Annotated in this window: 3 protein-coding genes; all 3 read right to left on the reverse strand. The window is 31.6% G+C overall.

Translation table 11 applies throughout. The annotated features are described in order from the left end of the window. Positions 1-1,484 (reverse strand): asparagine synthetase B family protein (locus tag AB204_RS20380; RefSeq protein WP_047965210.1); only part of this gene is annotated, 1,484 nt, incomplete at its 3' end. 42 nt (positions 1,485-1,526) lie between these two features. Beyond that, positions 1,527-2,846, reverse strand: coding sequence for a 3-phosphoshikimate 1-carboxyvinyltransferase (aroA, locus tag AB204_RS20385; protein ID WP_047965211.1), 1,320 nt, complete (start codon positions 2,844-2,846; stop codon positions 1,527-1,529). A gap of 26 nt (positions 2,847-2,872) precedes the next feature. Continuing rightward, entirely contained in the window at positions 2,873-4,174 is a 1,302-nt protein-coding gene (locus AB204_RS20390) for a 3-phosphoshikimate 1-carboxyvinyltransferase (protein WP_047965212.1), read from the reverse strand. Positions 4,175-4,670: the final 496 nt, after the last annotated feature.

Genomic DNA, 4,670 nt, shown 5'->3' on the forward strand with positions numbered 1-4,670 from the left:
TGTTTGAATCTTTCATTAGGGAAATTATATCCATTATCTAAATATCTCTTTGCGAAATACAAAGAAGCTTTATCATTAATTCCTATATTTTTCAATGCGTTAATTTGATCATCGGGAATTTTAAAATCAATACTATTTATATAATCAATCAATGTATTTTTGACACCACTTCCATCTGGCATTCTGATTTTAGGTCTGTCAACAATATAGTTCGGTAAAATATCTCTAAATGCTTCTCTAAGTATATATTTTTCAACTCCATCTTTTATCTTCAATGATTCATCAAGGCTTAATGCATAGTTTACCAGTTTATAATTCATAAAAGGTACTCTTGCTTCTACAGAATGACGCATACTTGCGCGATCAACGCGTTGTAAATCTGTACGATGTAAATTATTTAGCCGATAAAGTGATAATTCATCAATAGAAGGATATGTCTTGAATAGATCATAACCACAAAAAATTTCATCGCTACCTTCTCCACATAAAGCGACTTTAAAGCCAAGCTTACTAGCGATAAAATAACCAAAGCCTGCTATAACAGAGTCTATAGAATCTATTTTTTCGAAAAACTCGCCATAATACACAGCCTTTTCAATTTCGTTGATCAGATCTTGCTCTGTAAACGTATATATTATTTGACGTATTTTATTTTCTTTGCAAAAACGCTGCGATATTTTTATGTCATTTGAATCAGGTAAACCAAATGTAATGGCTGTAATATTAGAATGATATTTCTTAGCAAGAGCTAATACAATAGCGCTATCTATTCCACCACTAAACATTATGGCAATTGGTAAATCAGTATCAACTTGAGATTTAACAGCCGATTCCATTAGATTACGAACTTTTTGTTTTGCGATAAAGTAGCTATCCTTACTTTTCTCTATTTTTTTGTCATAGCTAATATATTTATACAATCTATTACCATCGTAAAGATTCCCGGGTTCAAGCGTTTTAACTTCAACAGAAAGCCCCAGAAAGGCCTTCATTTCTGAAGCTACATACCACACATTATCTTTGAAGGCATAGTAAAGTGGTTTAATGCCCACATGGTCTCTGCCAAGTAAAAATGTTGAATTTTTATTATCAAATATAACAAATGAAAACATTCCATCCAGCATTTTTACAAATTCTTTACCATATTTAATATATAATTTTAATATTACTTCGGTATCACCACGCTTTTCAAAAACACATCCTTCTTTTATAAGATTTTCTCTTAGTTCCTTATAATTAAAGATTTGTCCATTAAGAATGATATGAATATCTCTTTCTGCGTCTGAAACAGGTTGTCTGGCATTATCTCTTTCCAGAATAGCCAAACGGTTAGTTGCCAGCCCGAAATTTTCTCTGACCAGGTTTTCATTAAAAAGAGGTAAATCTCCCCGATGTTTAATCATATCAGCCATGGAAATTAATTTTTCATTTATTTGTTCAACTGACTTTTTTGTTGTTGTAAATATTGCAGAAATACCACACATAAAGTTATCTCCTTTACATAATAATTAATTATATTTAGTCAGTTATTTAATATTTGCCCCTAAGGAGCTAATTTCAGAAAAATATTCTGGGTAAGTTTGTCCAACATGATAAGGTTCTTTTATAACAACAGGTTCATTACAATGAAGCCCTATTGTTGTAAGCCCCATTATTAAACCATGATCATAATGTCCGTCTAAAACAACGCCGCCTTTATATCCTTTGGGATTTCCATGAATAATAAGTTGATCTTGTTTTTCATCTGATTTTACACCCAGCTTTGATAATTCTTTTCTAAAATCTGATATTCGGTCGGACTCTTTATATCGTATGTGCTCAATATTATAAAAAATACTTGTACCAGAGGCAAATGCGGCTCTGGCTGCTAAAGCAGGAACAGCATCTGGAGCCAGCGAACCATCAAAGTCAAGAGGCAGGATATCTGTAGTTCCACGTATTTTTATTGTTTCATCTTCAATAAATGTTATATCTGTACCAGTATCTATTAAATATTGAATTACGGCTCCATTTCCTAGTTCTTCTTCAAAAAATCCATTTAATTGGACATCTGATTCCAAAGAACTACAAAGTGCTAGAATTGCAGCTGTACTTGCTGGATCTGCTCCTACTACAAAATCACTAGGCTGTAGTTGGCTCTTACCAGATATGAAAAATTTGCGAAAATCATTATCGTATTCGACTTTAACACCCGCTCTTTTCAAATTATTTATTGTCGTGTGAACCATTGATTTAGCTGTAATATCATCAATGACTTTTATGGTTAAATCATTGTCCATTATTGAACCAAGGTATAATAATCCACTTAGGAATTGTGAACTTTTCTTACAAGATACTTCGGTATAGTTATTTAATCTCTTATTCGACTTTATTGTGATGGGAAGTCGATGCTCTTGACCTGATGCTTCGCATTGAACATTCAGCATCTTAAGAGCATTAATCATCTCAGTTTGTGAACGAACGCCAAGAGAAGAGTGATAGTCTGTTATGAATTTGGTCTCTGGTAAAAAACCCGCTACACCCATTAATAAACGAAGAACTACCCCCGAGTTACCAGGATTAATTTCTAATGGGTGATTGATAGAACGTACGTCAATTCCATTCACGATCAATTTGTTTCCATTCTCTTTAAAGGTAGCACCCAATCTCTCACAATTTGATTTCATTGCTAATGTATTAAATCCAGTAGCCATATTCTTGATACTACTTTCCCCAGAAGTAACAGAAGAAGTCAGAAGGGCCCGAGTTGAAGAGCTTTTAGACGCAGGTAAATTAAGTGTTCCATGCAAAGTTTTAGAGAAAATAATTTCGACAGATTGTGTATTATGATCAATTCTTTTAGTCATTTTATATTATCCTATAGATATCCCAACTATTTAACTATAACACCCAAGTCTTTGAGTATTTCTATATATCCAGGGAAACCATCGTTTAATTTATGAATATCATATATTGTAGTTTCTTTCTCTGCGCCAAGAGATGCTATAATATTAGCAGCACAAACTCTATGATCTTCATAACTTTTAAGTTCAACACCTCCTTTTGTGGGACCTTTTCCTTCAATACATATTGAATCAAACATACCTTTTTTATCGAAGATTAAAGAGCTATTTGCTCCCATGGTTCTTATATTTTCATTAACAATAAAAGCTCGTTGGCTCTTATGGTTATTGATGGTATTTAATCCACTGAAAAATTTTCTTCCTTTTAGATTTGAAGTTGCTGCAATTATGTTTACTGCTACTGAGGGGAGTTCTTTTAAGGAAAACTCTCCATCATAGGGTTCAAGTAAGCTTTTATTTATCCTTAATTGCCCAATATCCAATTTATAGTGAATTTTCAAACCTATTTTTTCATAAAATTTAAATAGATAATGCTCATTTATTGTGTCACCAAAATAATAATTTCTTATAAGTACATCACTTTTTCCATTTGAACTTAATACAGAAGAAGCAATGTAACTTAACGATGTAAAATCAGATGGTATTTTTATTTCAATGTCTCCAGAGTTATACTCGGTGACTTTAATATGATTTTTATCACGTATTACGGTACTTCCTAAAAGTGCCATTGATTTAACGGTCATGTCAATATAACCTATCTTACTGTCATCCATGATTACGGGAACTTGTTTTTGTTGACTGAAAGGGGCAACAAATAAAGAAAAAGTAATGAACTGAGTACTATTAGTAACAGTTAATGGTTTTTTTATGTTGCTTTTATTCTTGGTGATGATAACCTTTTCACCTGCTATTCTTTCAATGTCAATATCTAAATAATTGCAAAAATCTTCATCAAATACACTTTCTCTACTGAATAAAGATTCATTGCACTGTATGGTTACTTTACAATTTTCAATCAATGACGCCAAAGCTGCACACATCCTGAATAACATTCCAGAACCGCCGGCATATATTTCTCCATGGCATGATAAATCTCTTCCTACACCACGAAGCAATAGTGTTGTTTTGTCTTCATATAATATCTCTAATCCAAATTTTTGCAGAGCATTAAGCTGATTTTTTGTCTCCGCATTCCAGGATACATTAACAATCTTAGTTTTACTTTTATTCAGTAAAGCTAATAATAGTGCACGTTGTAAATGAGGCTTAGATGATGGAATAGTAATTTCGCCGGTCAAACCAAGGCTTGGAAAAACAGTAATTCTTCTCATTTATTTCCTTTTGAAAATTTTCAAATATATACTATCTTATAATAATAAGAATGTTTTTAGTTTGTTAGGAAAGTATACGATAATTAATCAATAGGTTAATTTGTTAATGATATTCAAGGTATAAAAACAAATTAATATTAGATTAACACGAATTATTAGGCGAATGTGTATGAAAGATAAATAGCCCGATATTCACAACTATTATGACAGTTTGGTCATTAATCGCTTTTTGTTACATGAAAATATAGTTAATATGTTTTATATTAACTGTTTAACATGTTGTTTAATATAGTTATGAAAATAATTCACTCCATATGAAATAGTTTGGTTTATTTATTAGGAAGCTATTCTTATTATAATTTTTCCATGAGTTTTTGACTAAATATCAAGCTATTTTGGGTATCATAAGTAGTAAACAGATATAATGAAATTTTCGCCTAAAATTGGCTTTTTTTCTGAAAATATTATAGACCCACGTGTCACAACACTTATGAAA

The organism is Xenorhabdus khoisanae, assembly GCF_001037465.1.
Classification (GTDB): Bacteria; Pseudomonadota; Gammaproteobacteria; order Enterobacterales; family Enterobacteriaceae; genus Xenorhabdus; species Xenorhabdus khoisanae.

What these genes read in the sequence shown, in the direction of transcription:
- aroA (WP_047965211.1), bottom strand. Translation starts at nt 2,846, where the DNA reads ATGACTAAAAGAATTGATCATAATACACAATCTGTCGAAATTATTTTC.
- AB204_RS20390 (WP_047965212.1), bottom strand. Translation starts at nt 4,174, where the DNA reads ATGAGAAGAATTACTGTTTTTCCAAGCCTTGGTTTGACCGGCGAAATT.